Source organism: Rheinheimera sp. B2H12, assembly GCF_059620065.1.
The window spans coordinates 4,048,073-4,064,560 of the sequence record NZ_CM184363.1; the positions used below are offsets into that span (position 1 = coordinate 4,048,073).

General features: G+C 51.2%; 15 protein-coding genes. 8 read left to right on the plus strand and 7 right to left on the minus strand.

Annotated elements, in window-relative coordinates; genetic code table 11:
* Positions 1 to 45: 45 nt before the first annotated feature.
* Complete coding sequence (locus tag AC53GJ_RS17405; RefSeq protein WP_496732811.1) at positions 46 to 1,221, minus strand: FAD-dependent monooxygenase; 1,176 nt, start codon at positions 1,219 to 1,221, stop codon at positions 46 to 48.
* Positions 1,222 to 1,428: 207 nt separating this feature from the next.
* Between AC53GJ_RS17405 and AC53GJ_RS17410 the strand changes: the two genes are divergently transcribed.
* From AC53GJ_RS17410 to AC53GJ_RS17435, 6 genes are all read left to right on the plus strand, one after another.
* Entirely contained in the window at positions 1,429 to 2,061 is a 633-nt protein-coding gene (locus tag AC53GJ_RS17410; protein WP_496729604.1) for a peroxiredoxin-like family protein, read from the plus strand.
* Between the two features lie 364 nt (positions 2,062 to 2,425).
* Positions 2,426 to 3,328, plus strand: a complete 903-nt coding sequence (gene aguB, locus AC53GJ_RS17415) for an N-carbamoylputrescine amidase (protein WP_496729605.1) — start codon at positions 2,426 to 2,428, stop codon at positions 3,326 to 3,328.
* Positions 3,329 to 3,430: 102 nt separating this feature from the next.
* Positions 3,431 to 4,555, plus strand: coding sequence for an agmatine deiminase (aguA, locus tag AC53GJ_RS17420; protein ID WP_496729607.1), 1,125 nt, complete (start codon positions 3,431 to 3,433; stop codon positions 4,553 to 4,555).
* 163 nt (positions 4,556 to 4,718) lie between these two features.
* Complete coding sequence (locus AC53GJ_RS17425) at positions 4,719 to 4,994, plus strand: hypothetical protein (RefSeq protein WP_496729608.1); 276 nt, start codon at positions 4,719 to 4,721, stop codon at positions 4,992 to 4,994.
* A gap of 273 nt (positions 4,995 to 5,267) precedes the next feature.
* A complete protein-coding gene (locus AC53GJ_RS17430) occupies positions 5,268 to 5,546 on the plus strand; it encodes a peptidylprolyl isomerase (RefSeq protein ID WP_496729609.1) in 279 nt (92 codons plus the stop codon).
* 72 nt (positions 5,547 to 5,618) lie between these two features.
* Positions 5,619 to 6,140, plus strand: a complete 522-nt coding sequence (locus tag AC53GJ_RS17435) for a GNAT family N-acetyltransferase (protein WP_496729611.1) — start codon at positions 5,619 to 5,621, stop codon at positions 6,138 to 6,140.
* Between the two features lie 31 nt (positions 6,141 to 6,171).
* On the opposite strand, the gene AC53GJ_RS17440 is transcribed toward AC53GJ_RS17435, so the two are convergent.
* Complete coding sequence (locus tag AC53GJ_RS17440; protein WP_496729612.1) at positions 6,172 to 7,452, minus strand: DEAD/DEAH box helicase; 1,281 nt, start codon at positions 7,450 to 7,452, stop codon at positions 6,172 to 6,174.
* Positions 7,453 to 7,539: 87 nt separating this feature from the next.
* Here AC53GJ_RS17440 and AC53GJ_RS17445 point away from each other — a divergent pair, with 87 nt between their 5' ends.
* Both AC53GJ_RS17445 and AC53GJ_RS17450 read left to right on the plus strand, forming a co-directional pair.
* Positions 7,540 to 7,941, plus strand: a complete 402-nt coding sequence (locus AC53GJ_RS17445) for a GIY-YIG nuclease family protein (RefSeq protein ID WP_496729613.1) — start codon at positions 7,540 to 7,542, stop codon at positions 7,939 to 7,941.
* Positions 7,942 to 8,020: 79 nt separating this feature from the next.
* Positions 8,021 to 8,926, plus strand: coding sequence for an AEC family transporter (locus tag AC53GJ_RS17450; RefSeq protein WP_496729614.1), 906 nt, complete (start codon positions 8,021 to 8,023; stop codon positions 8,924 to 8,926).
* Here AC53GJ_RS17450 and AC53GJ_RS17455 read toward each other — a convergent pair.
* From AC53GJ_RS17455 to panP, 5 genes are all read right to left on the minus strand, one after another.
* Positions 8,876 to 9,739: a substrate-binding periplasmic protein gene (locus AC53GJ_RS17455; RefSeq protein WP_496729615.1), complete on the minus strand. Its 864-nt coding sequence runs from the start codon at positions 9,737 to 9,739 to the stop codon at positions 8,876 to 8,878. The genes AC53GJ_RS17450 and AC53GJ_RS17455 overlap by 51 nt on opposite strands.
* 128 nt (positions 9,740 to 9,867) lie before the next feature.
* The gene (locus AC53GJ_RS17460; RefSeq protein ID WP_496729616.1) at positions 9,868 to 10,341 is read right to left on the minus strand and encodes a copper uptake system-associated protein; all 474 of its coding nucleotides are present in this window, start codon (positions 10,339 to 10,341) and stop codon (positions 9,868 to 9,870) included.
* The gene (locus AC53GJ_RS17465; protein WP_496729617.1) at positions 10,338 to 12,395 is read right to left on the minus strand and encodes a TonB-dependent copper receptor; all 2,058 of its coding nucleotides are present in this window, start codon (positions 12,393 to 12,395) and stop codon (positions 10,338 to 10,340) included. The genes AC53GJ_RS17460 and AC53GJ_RS17465 overlap by 4 nt, the downstream gene beginning before the upstream one ends.
* 231 nt (positions 12,396 to 12,626) lie before the next feature.
* Positions 12,627 to 14,039, minus strand: a complete 1,413-nt coding sequence (locus AC53GJ_RS17470) for a mannan-binding protein (protein WP_496729619.1) — start codon at positions 14,037 to 14,039, stop codon at positions 12,627 to 12,629.
* 706 nt (positions 14,040 to 14,745) lie between these two features.
* Positions 14,746 to 16,398 (minus strand): pyridoxal-dependent aspartate 1-decarboxylase PanP, encoded by a 1,653-nt coding sequence (panP, locus tag AC53GJ_RS17475; RefSeq protein WP_496729620.1) that lies wholly within the window; start codon positions 16,396 to 16,398, stop codon positions 14,746 to 14,748.
* Between the last annotated feature and the right edge of the window lie 90 nt (positions 16,399 to 16,488).

Genomic DNA, 16,488 nt, shown 5'->3' on the forward strand with positions numbered 1-16,488 from the left:
AGAATCAACTTGTGCAACCCCCCAACAACTGCAGCAGCGTTAATTTTACTTCAAACCCGCCGCATAAGCCCCAACCCAGGCTTTAAGCGGTCCGGCTTTGGCGGCCAGCGTTAACCCAGTTTGCCTGGCCAGTCGCAGTAGCGGCCAGTCACTTTTAAATACCTGATAAAAGCCGTCCATCGCCGACATCATCAGCAAGTTCGCCGCTTTACGCTGGCGTTGGTAACTGGCCAGCAGTGTTGCATCGGCCGGATCCTGGCCTTTGTCGTTCGCAGCCAGTACCAGTTCAGCTAATAACATGGCATCAGCAAAACCAAGATTGACACCCTGACCCGCCAGCGGATTGATGGTATGAGCGGCATCCCCAACCAACACCACCCGATGGGCATAATACTGATTGGCATGCATCCGGGTCAGCGCAAACCAGCCTTGTTGCAGCAGTTTAATTTCACCCAATTTGGCAGGAAAATGCTGCCGGATTTGCTGTGCCAGTTCCTGCGGCGGCAGTTTGGCCAGTTGCTGTACTTTATACACATCGTCGTACCAGACCAAAGACGCCTGCGCACCTGGTAAGGGCAAAAATGCTCGTGGACCCTGCTCAGTAAATTGTTGCCAGGTGATATCCTGCTGACCATAAGCAGTCTCCACGGTCGCCACCAGACAACCTTGCTGATATTGCCAGCCATGGCAACCAATGCCGGCCAAACTGCGTAACTGCGATTGACCACCATCAGCAGCAATCAGCAAACGGCCACGGATTGCACCAAACTCTGCAGTTTGCACGACGGCACACTCGGCGTTTTGCTGCAATGACAACACTGTCGCCGGGCAAAATAGTTGGAGTGAGGCCGGAAAAGCCTGCCATAAAGCCGCTTGCAAATGCTGATTTTCCACGATATGACCCAAGTGGGGTTGGCTAATTTCGGCCGCGGTAAAGGTTAATTCAGGCTGCCCCAACCAAGCATGACCGCTTTGCGGCGTTTCAAAAGCTTGTAACCGTTGATATGGGCATAACCGCGCACTCTGCAACAAGTCCCAAGCACCAAGACCCTGCAGCCAAGCTTCGCTGCGTCTATTAATGGCACTGACTCTTAAATCAAAAGGCGCTGTGTCTGCCAACGGCAATGGTGCCGTTTTTTCCAATAAGGCAACTTGTAAACCAGCCTGGCTGAACTTTAATGCCAGCGCAGCCCCCACCATACCCCCACCAACAATCACCATATCAAACACTGGATTTCCTTAGCTTTTTGCCGGCTACACAGTTATATCAGCCATTCTAACTGAGAATAACCAGCAGGCTCTGCGCTGGATCAGCTTTTTTCCGCTTTTTATTTCCACATCGCTGAAAGAAAACAGCCATCCGGACGTTCTAATAGCCGAACTATCATGACACCGCCGTGCGAACGGCCCCTTCAAATAGGATGATCTATGAAACTTTGGCAAACATTCACCACAGCTTTGTTATTTAGCGCAAGCTTACCGCTTGCCGCTCACATCGCAGAAACACCAGAGCAAGTTCGGCCGCTGTTAAACGGCAGCACAGTGCCAGCGATCAGCCTGCAAGATCAACAAGGCAAACCTGTTGATCTGCTCGCAGAAATTAAACAAAAACCCACAGTGCTGGTGTTTTATCGCGGCGGCTGGTGCCCGTATTGCAATACCCAATTGGCGGGTTTACAACAAGTCGAAGCCGAATTTACCAAACTGGGTTACCAAATCATTGCCATCAGCCCGGAAGCGCCTAGAGCTGTGAGCAAAAACCAGCAAAACACCAAAGACGTGGCGCTGAGCTATCAACTGTTGTCGGACGAAAAGTTAGCCGCCGCACAAGCCTTTGGCCTTGCTTATTATTTGGATGCCAAAACCACGGCCACTTATAAAGATAGTTATGGTATCAAACTCACTTATGATCAAACCGGTAAAGCGGTGCTGCCGGTGCCTGCGGTGTATCTGCTCAATACCAAGGGCGAAGTGCAATTTAGCTTTGCCCATATTAACTACAAAACGCGCTTACAACCCGAGTTATTGTTGTTAGCCGCCAAGCTGGCCACTGCCATATAAGCGGCACTGCTGCGAGTCCATGACAGCGTTCAAAGCAACAGCAGCTTTGAACGCTTTTTAATATCTTATTCGGAACACCTACGGACACACTGCGAAGGCTCATTTCCTGATCCTTTGGTTTTGCCAAAGCGCATATAAAACTCATCTTTATTCAGTTATTTCACATATCAATTCCCTGTTGATTCAATCAGCTGGCTCTGGCCAACGTCAGCTAAAAAAGCGTTGACGCCCGGTGAAAAATCCGGCATTTTGCGCGCCCGAATCAACGTTAGCTACAGCCGTCAGCCGGATTTAATTTTGCCGTGGCGCTGCTTTATGGCTAAAGTAGAGTTTCCTTTTTCCCTCTTGCTTTGGAGAATGTTGCATGTCAAACGTCACACGTAACGTCACAGTGGCCGCTACCCAGATGATCGGTGGCTGGAATGTTGAAGAAAATATCGCCCGTGGCGAAAAACTGGTGCGGGCAGCGGCCAGCCAGGGTGCACAAATTATCCTGTTACAAGAGTTGTTTGAACGTAACTACTTCTGCCAGAAGCAAAAACCTGAATACCTTAGTTTTGCCGTACCGCTGGAAGAAAATGCTGCCTTTTTGCACTTCCAAAAACTGGCAAAAGAATTAAAAGTGGTGCTGCCGATCAGCTTTTATGAGCGCTCAGGCAATTGCTTCTACAACAGTGTGGCCGTGGTTGATGCCGATGGTGCTTACCTGGGTACTTATCGCAAAAGCCATATTCCGGACGGTCCGGGTTACAGCGAAAAATACTATTTCACCCCGGGTGATACCGGCTTCAAAGTGTGGGATACCGCCTATGCCAAAATCGGCATCGGTATTTGCTGGGACCAATGGTACCCGGAATGTGCCCGCAGCATGGCATTGATGGGCGCAGAACTACTGTTCTACCCAACCGCTATCGGCAGCGAGCCGCATGATCCTACCATTTCTTCCCGCGATCACTGGCAGCGTACCCAACAAGGCCATGCTGCCGCCAACTTAGTGCCATTGATTGCATCAAACCGCATCGGCACTGAAACTGAAGGTGATTTTTCTATTACCTTCTATGGCAGCTCCTTTATTGCCGACCAGTTTGGCGCCAAAGTCGCTGAAGCTGATGAAGTCAGCGAAGCCGTGCTGGTGCACACTTTTGATCTGAACGCGCTGGCGCATATCCGTCGCAGCTGGGGCGTGTACCGTGACCGCCGGGTCGATTTATTCGACACCCTGCTGACCAAAGATGGCAAAACCATCCCGCGCAATAGCGCTGAATAACGGTCAAGGCAACGCCATTTATGAGTCTCAGTCAGGCCGGAATTTTCTGGCCTGATGTCTTTTTAACCGGAAGGTGCGCCTTCCAAGCTGCAGGAAACTGACGTGAGCGGATATATTTCTGATCGGACCTTACAGAGCACTCCACGGCAAGATGGTTTTTATATGCCAGCCGAATGGGCTCGTCATCAACAAACCTGGCTGGTATGGCCAGAGCGTAGTGACAACTGGCGTCTGGGTGCCAAACCGGCACAACAGGCGTTTTGCGCGGTGATTTGGGCTATCGCCCGGTTTGAACCTGTCACAGTGATGGCTTCAGGCCGCCAGTTTGCCAATGCGCAGGCGCAACTGGCATTGCAAGCGACCCAGTTCCCGGTGCGGGTGATTGAAGTGTCAAATAACGACGCCTGGTGTCGCGACACAGGCCCGACTTTTGTCACCAATGGGCAAGAAGTGCGTGGGGTCGACTGGACCTTTAACGCCTGGGGCGGCTTACAGGGGGGGCTGTATTTCCCTTGGGATCTGGATGATCAAGTGGCACAAAAAGTGCTAAACACCGAAGGTCTGGCGCGTTACCGCACTGAGGGCTTTGTGCTGGAAGGCGGCGCTATTCACACTGACGGCGAAGGCACTTTGCTGACCACAGCTGAGTGTTTACTGAATCCAAACCGCAATCCGCATCTGAGTAAAAGCCAGATCGAGCAGCAGTTGTCCGATTATCTGGGCATCGATAAAGTGATTTGGCTCGAAGAAGGCATTTTTAACGACGAGACCGATGGTCATGTCGATAACATGTGCTGTTTTGTCCGGCCGGGTGAAGTGTTGCTGGCCTGGACGGATGACGAGTCTGATCCACAGTATGCCCGCTCGAAAGCGGCGCTGGAGGTGTTGGAAAACAGTACTGATGCCAAAGGTCGCAAGTTTATTATTCATAAACTGCCAGTGCCAGGCCCGTTATTGGCGGATGCCGAAGAATATGCCACTGTCGATTTAACCGGTGCTGCCACGCCGCGGGAAGCGCAAGCGCGACTGGCCGGTTCTTACATCAATTTTTATCTATGTAATGGCGGTCTGGTGTTGCCAACCTTTGACGATCCGATGGATGCGGTGGCCGCGGACATTCTGGGTAAGGTGTTCCCGGATCACCTGGTAGTGACTGTACCAGGCCGGGAAATTCTGCTCGGTGGCGGTAACGTGCACTGCATTACCCAGCAACAACCTGCGGTTTAATCGTTAAGTACGCCAGCGAAGGCGACATCCCCCCACATAATGCCGGCGATGCCGGCATTATTTTTGCCTTTAACTCAGGGCCTTATCACCACAAGGCGCTTCCAAACTGCCATGTTTTTTGGCATTCTTTTCAGCATTCAACAAGCAAGCAGCGGAAGCATAAATGAAACCTGACAATATCTATCAGCCAGACCATGCTTTAACCGTTGCAACCACCATGGCACGAGCCACAACCGCTGACCGACTGGTCGCGATCCAGCGCGGCTGGCAGCAAACCAGTGTCTGGCTGCAATTATTCGCCGCTGGCAGCTGTTTGCTGTTGATGGTGTTTGGTTGTTATTTGTTATGGCAAGGGCAATGGACTTTTCCGCCAGATGAGCTAAGTGCTATCAGACGTTGGTTATTACAGAATTATCCGGCACTAAAGATTGTCAGTTAAGCACTGACAACGAGCCTGCTATGGTCTGTTGACCACAGCAAGGCATTGATTTTTTGTTGTGCCCGCTGAGAAAGTTGACGCCGGCCGCGCCCCATTCATATTAGTTTTTTACGATATAAAACAAAAGCTTCGGTTTTGTTCTATGGTTTATCAGGAACAACAGCCGCAGCAGTTACCCGCAACTGGTCTAAACAGCTGCTGTTTTCAGCCGGCATTTTCTATTAAACTACGCGGCCGCGTCGCCGTGGCGCACCTGATAACAGAGGATCCCTTATGGCTAAAGCCTGTGCCTGTCACATTCTGGTGAAAACCCAGCAAGAAGCTGAACAGCTAAAACAACAATTAGCCAAAGGCGCTAACTTTCAGGAGCTGGCGAAAAAACATTCGTTATGCCCTTCTGGCAAAAAAGGGGGGGATTTGGGCGAATTCCGCGCTGGTCAAATGGTGAAACCTTTTGACGATGTCGTGTTTAAAAAAGCCTTACTGGAAATTCATGGTCCGGTGAAAACTCAGTTTGGTTTTCATCTGATCAAGACTTTATACCGGGTTTAATTCAGGGTATAACTGGTTTTTTTGCCTCAGCCAGCCTGGTTGGGTGCCATTTTTACGATAAGGATCCAGGGTATGCAGTTTAGCCTTTGCCAGTTTGACACGGACGCTGAAGCGATTCTGGCAATATTTAACCACGCCATTTTGCATACCACGGCCCTGTACGAGTACCAACCCAGGACGATGGCGACCATGCAACAATGGTTTGCCAGCAAAAGTGCCGGCAATTTTCCGGTCTGGGGTTTAAAGGATGAACAAGGCCAGTTACTGGCCTTTGGTAGTTATGGTACTTTCCGGGCTTTTCCGGCCTTTAAGTATTCAGTGGAACATTCGGTGTATGTGCATCCTGATCAGCAAGGCAAAGGCTATGGCAGCCTGATGCTTCAACAGCTCATCCAAAGTGCCGGTGAGCAGGGGTATCATCTATTGATCGGCGGTATTGATGCCAGCAATAACGGCAGCATTGCGCTGCATCAGAAACATGGGTTTGTCCACAGCGGCACTATCAGCCAGGCTGGCTTTAAATTCGGCCGTTGGCTGGATTTAGCGTTTTACCAGTTAACGCTGGCGACGCCGGCTGAACCTGTCGACGGTTAAACCGGTGTGACTAAGCCGCGCAGTCCAAAGCTTACTGTGCGCGCTTTTTACCCAACGCAATAGCCCGCAATTTGGCTTTCTCGATCGACAGCTTACGGTTACTGCTTAGTGACTTTTTCATTTTCACTTCGGCATCCGCCTCTGCTTCTTTGGCTTTGCTGGAATGATTAAACTTCGGATTATGCTCATAACCCGGTAACACTTGTTGTTCAATCACCTGACGGATCAGGGTTTCAATCTGCCGCAACATCGCTAAATCATCCGGCGTCACCAGCGTCACCGCCAGACCAAAACGGCCAGCCCGACCGGTACGGCCAATGCGGTGCACATAATCTTCCGCCACATGCGGCAAATCGTAGTTCACCACTATAGGTAAATCTTCGATATCCAGTCCGCGCGCCGCAATATCAGTCGCCACCAGGACCCGGAGATGGCCGTTTTTAAAGTCCTGCAACACCTTAGTGCGATGGCCCTGACTCTTATCACCGTGGATAGCAGCCGCTTCAATGCCATCCAGCGCCAGCTGTTTACTCAGCCGATCAGCTCCATGTTTAGTCCGGCTAAAAATCAGTACTTGTTGCCAGTTGCGGGCCCCTATCACATGCGAAAGCAATTCACGTTTGCGCTGTGAATCCACCCGGAACGCCAGTTGTTGCACCTGAGCGGACGCTGAGTTTGCAGTCGCGACCTCAATCAGCTCAGGACTATCTAATAAATGATCCGCCAGCTCTTTGATGTCTTTAGAGAAAGTCGCCGAGAACAACAAAGTTTGCCGCTTCGGTGGCAGCTTCGCCATAATACGCTGAATATCATGAATAAAACCCATATCCAACATCCGGTCGGCTTCATCCAGCACCAGCACTTCTAACTGATACAAACTAATGGTGCCCTGATGCATATGGTCCAGTAACCGGCCTGGGGTGGCGATCAGAATATCCAAACCGGCTTCAGCGGCCGCCAGCTGCGGATTCATCGAAACGCCACCATAAAAAACGGCTGTTTTTAGCGGTAAATGCCGGGCGTAAGCGGCAATGTTGTCGGCCACTTGCTGCGCTAATTCACGGGTCGGCGTCAGCACCAGGCAACGCACTTGTTTGGCTTGCAATGATTTTGGCTCTGCGGTCAGTTTTTGCAAAATAGGCAAGGTAAAAGCTGCAGTTTTACCAGTCCCGGTTTGCGCGCCCCCCAGCAGATCCTTGCCTTGTAAAATCACCGGAATGGTTTTTTGCTGAATTGGAGTCGGGCTCTGGTAGCCCTGTTCGGCGATTGCCTTTAAGATAAGCGCATTTAACGCCAAATCTGCAAATTGCATAGATTTCCTTGTAAGACGACAGCAGCAGCCTGCGGCGACTGAAAAGGCGATAGTATAGCAGACTCAACCCAGCCAGGATATTTGACCTTGAAGCCAGCCGCAACGGCCAGTCCGCCAGCCCCGACCCGCCCAACCTCTGCTGCCGCAGCCAGCTGGTTTGTCTATCTGATCCGTACCGCCAAAGGGCTGTTATACACCGGCATCAGTACAGATCCACAAAGACGCCTGCGCCAGCATCAGGGCGAATTAACCGGTGGTGCCAAAGCTCTGCGCGGCAAAGGCCCATTGCACCTGGTCTGGCAGGTCCAGGCGCCAAACCGCGCTGTGGCCAGCCGCTGGGAATATCAGTTAAAACAACTGAGCAAATCGCAAAAAGAGTTAATGCTGCAACAGCGCTGGCAGCCCGACTTTCTGCGCAATGACATCCAATCTTCGGCATCTGCTGTCGCTTTAACTGACAAAACCTCAGCTTCAACAGAAGTCGCATAGCCGCTACAGTAACGAAGCGTTATCATGCGCCTGCAAATGCGCAGTTGCCGACCGGCCGCTGCCTGTAACGGAGTCTGTGGTGGAAAATTTTATCCTGATTTTGTGTTACCTGATCCTTGGCATGCTGGCACGGCGCATGCCAAAATTCAGTGCTGACACTCCGGCCGTGCTGAATGCTTTTGTGCTGTATATCGCGCTGCCAGCCTTGATTTTGCAAAAAATTCCAGCGTTGACCTTCTCCAGCGCTTTGTTGATCCCGGCCATCATGCCCTGGGCTTTGTTGTTATTGGTGGTGGCCGTGGTGCTGTTGCTGAGCAAAATGTTCAGTTGGAGCCGCGAGGTCACAGCCGCTATGCTGATTGTATTACCGCTGGGCAATACTTCATTTTTAGGCTTTCCGATGATTGAAGCCTTTTTTGGCGGCGATCATTTACCCTATGCGCTGATTTATGATCAGGCCGGCTCTTTTGTCGCACTGGCCACCTATTCCACCATTCTGGCGGCCGCCTTTAGCCCGACCGCAGAAAAAGCGACCTTCAAATCGGTCAGTCTGAAAATTCTGACCTTTCCACCTTTTCTGGCACTGCTGCTGGCACTACTGCTGAAAAATGTCAGTTACCCGCCCTTGCTGCAATTGCTGATTGATAATCTGGCGCAAACCTTAGTGCCACTGATTATGGTGGCTGTCGGGTTTACGTTGAGATTCAGTCTGGGTGAAGAACGATTATCCCCTTTGATCAGTGGCTTGCTGATCAAGCTGCTGCTGATGCCGCTGGCTGCGTTGAGTGCTTGCCTGCTGCTCGGGCTGGAAGGTAAAGCCGTCACAGTGTCGGTGTTTGAAGCCGCCATGCCACCAATGATTTCGGCCGGTGCTATTGCTATTATGGCCGGGCTGGCACCACGGCTGGTTAGCAATCTGATTGGTTTTGGTTTGTTACTGAGTTTTATCACGCTGCCGCTCTGGTACTGGTTGCTGCAAGCCTGAACCTTCAACGTCAACTACTGGCAAACGAATTGGTTGTTGCTGCAAAACCTGCAGTAACGCCTGATCCATTTTGGCAATAAAATGCTGTTTAAAAGCAAATTTTCCTGTCGGATCTGCACTGTAGCCAATATGGGCGGTGCGGCGCATCACCAGCATGGCTTCGCGGAGCGGGCGAAATGGCAACTGTGGCTGACGCAACCTGTGTTGTTGTAAGCCCCATAAGGTTGACTGACGGTCATTCAGATAACAGTCCAGCCGGCCGCGTAACAGCTTTAGAATATTAATATCGGTACTTTTATTTTCCCAGATTTGGATCAACCCCTGCTGCGCGGCCTGCTGCAGTTGTGGGTTTAAGATCAGATACCCGGCATTCATGCCAAGTTGCAGCGGCTGGCGTGTCAATCGCTGCTTTTGCTGCAATAAAGCATCAAAATCAATATGTTCAGCACAAAAAGCCACCACTTCTTCGGTAAATAAAGGCACTGAATACGGCTGAATATAAGGTCGTTCTAACGGGTTTTGATAAGGCGGCATAATCGCAAACACCTGACCCTGCTCAATGCTGGCTAGCGCCCGGCGCCAGGGTTCCGGTTGTAATTGTAATTGATATTCAGGGGCCAGCAGGACCGCGGCCTGCCGTAACAACTCAATATACACCCCTTTGAGCTGCCGATTTTCCAGATAAGAATAAGGCGGGTAATCATCATCAACCACGATAGTCACGATTTGCGGCGCAGTGGCGGTGGTCTGAGCTACAACCGCATAAGGCCAAAACCAGCACCACAGTACCCAGACCACTTTGAAACCTGGCATGCTTGCTCCGCTTTCGTTTGGTTACCGGACTAGCCAGCAGCAAACATCACATCAGAAAGGAATGCCAAATAGTAGATGATAATTGAGCGCTGTGCGGTGCATTGAGCAGCAGAAGGCCAAAGTTAATGTTAGTGGGCAGCATGCTGCCCATCCAACCGCACTGTAGCCCCAAAGCTGTCGAGCAATTGCAGCTCAGCCGCACTGAGCTGTGCCTCAGCCTGCTGCAGCCGCTGTAATAACCGGGTCGCTTCTGCAGCAGTCAAGCCCAGACCAGTGAACAACGCCGGCTGTTTCACACCGGCACCGCCACAAAACACAATTTTCCACTGACCGGCAATTTTTTTCAGCACAGCACGGCCACCTTTACCCTGCCACCACCAGTCGGCGATGGCCAGCTCAGCTTGCAATACAGCAGGACCTAACCTGAGTGGCTGTTGCTCACTGTGCCAGGTATGGGCCATCAATTGATGGATTTGCACAAGTTCTGACTCGGTGGTGGCCCCGGACTGCGACTGCGCCAGCACTTGCCAGGGCAGTATCAGCACAGTAAACACCAGTAAAGGCGCCAGAGTACGGCACATCTGCGCGGTCAGGGCTATCACAGCGCACCATCCCAGTTCCACTGCAGTTTTAACCAACCAGTACGGCCCGGCTCATTGACGCGCAGACTTTGCTGATAACCAGGAATTGCGCCGCCCATACCATTACCGGCGGCACGACTGACAAACTCGGCATAATTGCGATCAAACAGATTGTCGACCCCGGCTGTCACCAGCAGCGCTGGCAGCGGCCGCCAACTGGCATTGATAGCAAAAATCGCCACTCCCGGCGTTGGGCCTAAATCTTTGCCAATAATATTGCCTTTATTCAGATCAAATCTGGACTGCTGGTCAATCACCCGCATTAAAGTACCGACCGACCAGTTATCCCGGGCATAACTCAGCCCCAGTTTCACCTCCAGCGGAGCCAGTTGAGGTAAAGGTTTGTCATCGGTATCGTTGTCACCGCGCACATAAGCCAGCGTCGCTTCGGTGTGCCAGAAGGTGTTCAACTGATGTTGCACCCCAACTTCTGCGCCATAGCTGCTGGCATCGATGTTGCGGACAAAACCATTCATTTTCATCATATTGCTGTAATCAACCAGAATATAATCAGCCACCTGATTGTAAAATGCCGACACCGACCATTGGGTGTGCTGCTGCTTCAATAAATAACCGGTATCCAGTTGGGTCGTCACTTCACTGGCTAATTCCGCAAAGGCACTGCTGCTTTTTACAGCTTCTTTAGCAATCAGCTCCCAATAATCCGGGAATCTGCTGGTGCGGCCGACGCCGGCGTACCAACTGGCAGGCTGGCTGGCCAACTTTTGTTCAAAACGGGCAAAGGCGCTGTGTAAATCATCGTCACGCTGCTGGCCGGCGGTTGGATTCGGTTTAGAGCCCATCATGCCGGAACCAATCCGCAGCCGCTCGTCATCAGCCTGCCATTGATCAAGCCGGTAACCACTGACCATGCGGTTTTTATCGTCCAACTGATAACGCCATTCGGCAAAGAGCCCGAGCTGTTTCACCCGCGCATCATCCAGCCAATTGCTGTAGATGCCGGATGCTGGCGCTGAACGCGAGTGATGGCTGCTGGACTGTTGATCCAAGCCAAGGGTCAGTTGATGGGCCAGGGCTGGCAAAACTTCAGCCGCCAGTCTGCCGCCGCTGGTTTGCCGCATTAAATTGGCATAGCCCATCATGCCGGGTTTGCGCAGCTGTTGATCATCCATCAGATGGTCAACTTCGTTATCAAATAAATGTAATTTCAGCTCATCCAGCCAAGGCGTGATAGCGGTTTTTTCCAACCTTAAATTGTAACTGTCACGCAAGAAACGCGTGCCATCCATACCGCGGTCGGCATAAGCCGCTTCGCCATCACTGCGTGTCACTGCCAGCTCAGCTTTGCTGTTACGATCAGGTGTCCAGCCCAGCACTAAATTACCGCTATAGCGCAGATACTGCGAGTGCACCGCGTTACCATCCCCATCTTGATAATCATCAGAGGAAGAACGGCTGCCGTTGAGCAGCAGATAACCCAGCGGCTGGCCCAGTTGCAAATCCAGCAGTTCATCATGCCGGCCAAAGCTGGCCTTAGTTACACTGGCGTGGGTTTTAAAGGACGGTTGTTCAAAAGCATCGGTATTTCGTTCAAATAAAATCACAGCTGCCGAGTGACCCGCGCCATGCGCGACCGATTGCGGGCCTTTAATCACTGTCATCGAATCATGCAGTTCGGGGTAGATATAAGCCGTCGGGGCATCCATCCGGAAATTGCAGCCACCGAGAATATTTTCACCATCAACTAAAATGCCAAGTCTGGATCCCCCCATACCCCGGAACAATGCATCACCGTCGGCCCCCCCTTTGCGCGTCACCGCAAAACCCGGCACAGTTTTCAGATAATCGGCACCATCATGCGCTGGCAAAGGTTGACGCGGAGCTTTGGGATCCATCACCAACTGGCCCGGACTATTAAGCACCTGGCCTGTCACCTGCACCCGTTCAATCTCAGCTTCGCTGGTTGAGTTGGCCACAGCAACTGGCACCGTATCGGCTGCCAGCGCGGACGGCAACAGCAGCAGACCGCTGCAGGCCAGACTTATCAGTTTCACCAAAGGTCGTATTACAAAGTTCATCAGCAGTGACTCGCAAAAAAATAATACTGCTGATTTTAAAGACTATTCCCGAAAATACCGATGTGGCAAATTGTCGCAGTGCGGCTGACGTTAGCTTGCAGGCCAGTGATAGCAAAAAGCCAGCATATCAAGCTGGCTTTGCTGAAAACGGCGCCTGCATAGCCTGGCCCAATGAGCATCGGGCCGGGCTTGCGGCTTGGGTTCAAATTACTTTTGTGTCTGACTACAGCTGTTATTGGCTCCTTTGGCTGCAATCACTCCCAAAGCCGTATCCAGACACAACCCCTGCCCTGCAACAATGTCATCAAAAATATGACTCAGACTGCCCGAGGTGGTATTTTTAGCCGGATTACTGGTGCCAGTGTATTGATGGCAGCCAAAACAGTTAGAGACAAAGTTTGCGCTAAAATCGACATTTTGATGCACAGTTTCCGCCACTGTATTGGCTAAGCGCAACGAACCACGCTGATTATTCGCTGGATTTTGGGACTGTCCTTTGCCAGGTGCAGACGGAAATGCAGACCCCTTTGCCGGATCACTTACCCACAAAGCCCCCACATTAAAATAGTTGGTCAGTACCGCAAACTGACCTTGCAGGAATGGCTGGACGCCTTGGTTTAACGCGCGGATCGCCATGACATTTTCAGCATATTTTAAATCCGTTGGCTCAGAACCGTCCGGATAGACCCGGCAAATTTCAGTGGGCGCTCCCTGCAACGCTTGGTGATTCGCCGCATTGTTAAACTGGCATTTGCTGATTGCAGTCTGATCACCTTTATTCAAGGCAGCAGCACAGGCCGGACTAGTAAATGACCAGCCAAAATTTCGCACAGCTTTGGCACAATCCGGCACATTACTTTGATGTTCAAAAGTCGCCCAGATAAATTCCGGATGATCAGGGGTCGCAATCGCCAGATGAAAACCGACCATCCCCAACCGGGTCGTTGCGGTTTGCTCACCTATTTTGGCATCTATAGTGAGGAACTTGCTGGGATCATCGGTTTTACTCAGCACTTTCCAGGCTGTTTTTAATTCAGTGGTACCGCCCGGAAAATTCTGCAACTTGCTGATTTTTTCAACGGCACACAGATTACGGCTAAAACGGACATCGTAATACACCACATTACCGTTTTGATCGTAAATAGTCGCATGCTGTTTGCCAGCCTGATCGATGCGCTGCGGCAGAATAAACGATGTATCACCGGCAACAGGCTTGCCACCCCGGACAAAAAGGCTGAACGACTGATGCTCGTCATCACAGGAATTCGCCGGTTGACCATCGGCGTTGACTTCCAGCTCAGGAAATTGCTGTTGATCGGTAAAATTACGCAGCTTTGGATCCTGCGCCTTGGGCGCCATCAAATAAGCGAAAGCCTGCCAGGAAAACTGATAAAAATCACAAAAATTAGAGCTGCCATCCGTCCCACTTTTTTTCACTTCCTGCGGCAACGAAGGTTTGCGAAACCAGTTAGCATCTGCCCGGCAACTGGTTGTTTGACTACCAGTGGTAGCAGCCGGCTCATCACTGGCGCTGCTACTTGCATTAACACTGAACAAACTGCTACAGAACAAAGTACTGCCGATGACTAGCTGTGGTAACAACGCGGGTATTTTCTGCATGCTGAAGTTCCTTTTTTAATTATTTACAGCCTGGCTCCTGCAAGCGCTGACAGCCCGCAACCTGTGACATCAAGGCGGCAGTTGTTGTTACGCCATCAAACGGCCTAGCTGAATATGATAAAAGACCTGTCGCATATAAACCGGCACCAGGTCCGTTGCTGGTACAAATCACATTGACAAATTACATTGGCAAAACACAAACAAACTGGCGGGAGTGAGGACTGGGCGGCGGCATCAACTGCAGCTTTGCAACTGACAATAAAGCGGTGGATGTGATGCTGTGTGCAGGCACAACCGCACACCACACCGCCTCATTAATTCCGGAAATTTGAGTTAACCCTGTCTGAGCTGTTATCTCTGCCACATCCTGGTGATGTCATACCGCAACACTGCATCAGTGTTGCGGTAACAGCGCTCCTGCACCAGATTCAGTCTATGCCAAAGCACGGCCTGGACGCTCGGCGGCAGTGTGATAACCTTATTATTTCGGCTTGATATCTTAACTAAAAGCTGGTTTTTTCAGCATTTATCTCATGATTTTGCGCTGACGAGCACAGGCATGGTCGCCGGCAGACAGTCATCACTGCACTGTGCTGCGAAACTGTAACCAATAACGGTAGCTATGGCACGGAAAACAAAAATGCCAGTCTTTTGACTGGCATTTCTGTTCCTGGAGGTTTCTGCAACGATGAAACTGCAGTATCACTCAGTGTTTGTCTTTGGCGAGCTGCAACAGTTTGGGTAAAAACTCTTTATCCATGGCCGCCAGTTCCACCTGTTCTGCCAGTACGTCATGCAGAATGTGATCGGTCGTTAATGGATTAGCCAACACCACCCGAAATACCACAGTATCCTGGCGCTGATAACGAGCTGGTTTTAGCCGGGTCCGCGACACAAAAGAGCGGCCTTCTTCCCGTTGTCTTTTCTGAATAAACTTGGTCAGACCACTGAGCAACTCATTGATTTTTTGCACCAACTCCCAGTCCCCCGCCTGACAGGCCTGTTGTAATACTCGTTGCACAGCAGCAGGCACATAACGGTAAGTTAATAAACAAAGCTCTGGGGCTGTTACCAGTTCAAACTCCGGATGCAATTCAATCAGGCCAGCAAAATAACGGGCTTTTTCCAGACTGCGGTTAATCAGAATTTCGTAACCCTTGCGGCCAATCACCTGTAAACAGGCATGCACCAGCATCGCCATCCCTGGTCTTGACCCTTCCAGCGTTTGGCTGCCTAAATCTTTCGAGCCTTTACGCAGAATATATTCGGCATGATGTTCAATGGCATGCGCTGCCGACGGATGCTTAAACACCACCATGCCAGCGCCCATCGGCACATACATTTGTTTATGCGCATCGATGGTCACAGAATCAGCGCGTTCAATGCCCTTCAGTAAATAGCGGTATTTATCCGACAGTAAAGTCGCCCCGCCCCAGGCCGCATCCACATGGAAATGACAATTGAGTTCCGCGGCTAAATCTGCCAGTTCATCCAGCGGATCAACATTACCGGTTTCCGTGGTGCCTGCCACCCCGACGATCGCCATCACCCGCACTGCACGGGCTGCCAGCTCTGCGGCCACCTGACGCATGGCCTCACTGTCGACCTTGTTGTGTGCATCGGTTTTGACCGGGATCAGCATATCGCGGCCAATCCCCAGAATATCGGCCGCTTTACGCAGCGAATAATGACCACGTTCAGACACCAGAATAGCTAAATCCTGGTAACCATAATGCCGCATCGCGCGGAATAAACCTTCTTTCGCCACCCCTTTAAAGTCACCATCCGGTCTTAATAACCGGTTACGGGCGATCCAAAGTGCGGTCATGTTAGCAACTGTGCCGCCCGAGCAAAAAGCGCCCAACGAATGGTTGGCACTGTGCAGCCATTTTTTATAAAAACCTTCGCTTTCGCCATAGACCAGGTGGTGCAGCATGCCGAGCACCTGCCGCTCTAAGGGGGTGAAAGCTTTTGAGGTTTCAATCTTGACCAGATTCTGGTTCAGCCCAACCATCATCTTGGACAGTGGCAACACAAAATAGGGCAAGGCTGAGGTCATATGACCAATAAAACTAGGCGCCGCCGTATGCACTGAGTGGGCGACCAGCTTTTCCATCATACTTTCGGCATAGTCAGAAACAAATTTCGGTTCAGCCGGAATTTGAAAGGCCTGAAAATCCCGTTCGATTTGCCACAACGGCTTTTCGACTGCGACTATGCTTTCGCGCAGAAAACCCGCCAGATTTTGCGAAATATTCTGTTCAATAATACTGAGCGTAGAGTCTGGTGCTTCCGGCACCGTAAAAATTCGCCATAACGCTTCTTCAGAGGCTTCCGCCTGGCGTTTGATATCGGTCATAGGCTCTCACCGGGTTACTTCGGCCAGCAGCATGATCCACATCAGCGCCAGCCAAAAACAGTAAGTCAAAAGGAGGTCACTGTACTTGAT

What these genes read in the sequence shown, in the direction of transcription:
- AC53GJ_RS17430 (WP_496729609.1), top strand. Translation starts at nt 5,268, where the DNA reads ATGGCTAAAGCCTGTGCCTGTCACATTCTGGTGAAAACCCAGCAAGAA.
- AC53GJ_RS17470 (WP_496729619.1), bottom strand. Translation starts at nt 14,039, where the DNA reads ATGCAGAAAATACCCGCGTTGTTACCACAGCTAGTCATCGGCAGTACT.
- AC53GJ_RS17440 (WP_496729612.1), bottom strand. Translation starts at nt 7,452, where the DNA reads ATGCAATTTGCAGATTTGGCGTTAAATGCGCTTATCTTAAAGGCAATC.
- aguB (WP_496729605.1), top strand. Translation starts at nt 2,426, where the DNA reads ATGTCAAACGTCACACGTAACGTCACAGTGGCCGCTACCCAGATGATC.
- AC53GJ_RS17425 (WP_496729608.1), top strand. Translation starts at nt 4,719, where the DNA reads ATGAAACCTGACAATATCTATCAGCCAGACCATGCTTTAACCGTTGCA.
- AC53GJ_RS17435 (WP_496729611.1), top strand. Translation starts at nt 5,619, where the DNA reads ATGCAGTTTAGCCTTTGCCAGTTTGACACGGACGCTGAAGCGATTCTG.
- AC53GJ_RS17410 (WP_496729604.1), top strand. Translation starts at nt 1,429, where the DNA reads ATGAAACTTTGGCAAACATTCACCACAGCTTTGTTATTTAGCGCAAGC.
- AC53GJ_RS17405 (WP_496732811.1), bottom strand. Translation starts at nt 1,221, where the DNA reads ATGGTGATTGTTGGTGGGGGTATGGTGGGGGCTGCGCTGGCATTAAAG.
- AC53GJ_RS17455 (WP_496729615.1), bottom strand. Translation starts at nt 9,739, where the DNA reads ATGCCAGGTTTCAAAGTGGTCTGGGTACTGTGGTGCTGGTTTTGGCCT.
- panP (WP_496729620.1), bottom strand. Translation starts at nt 16,398, where the DNA reads ATGACCGATATCAAACGCCAGGCGGAAGCCTCTGAAGAAGCGTTATGG.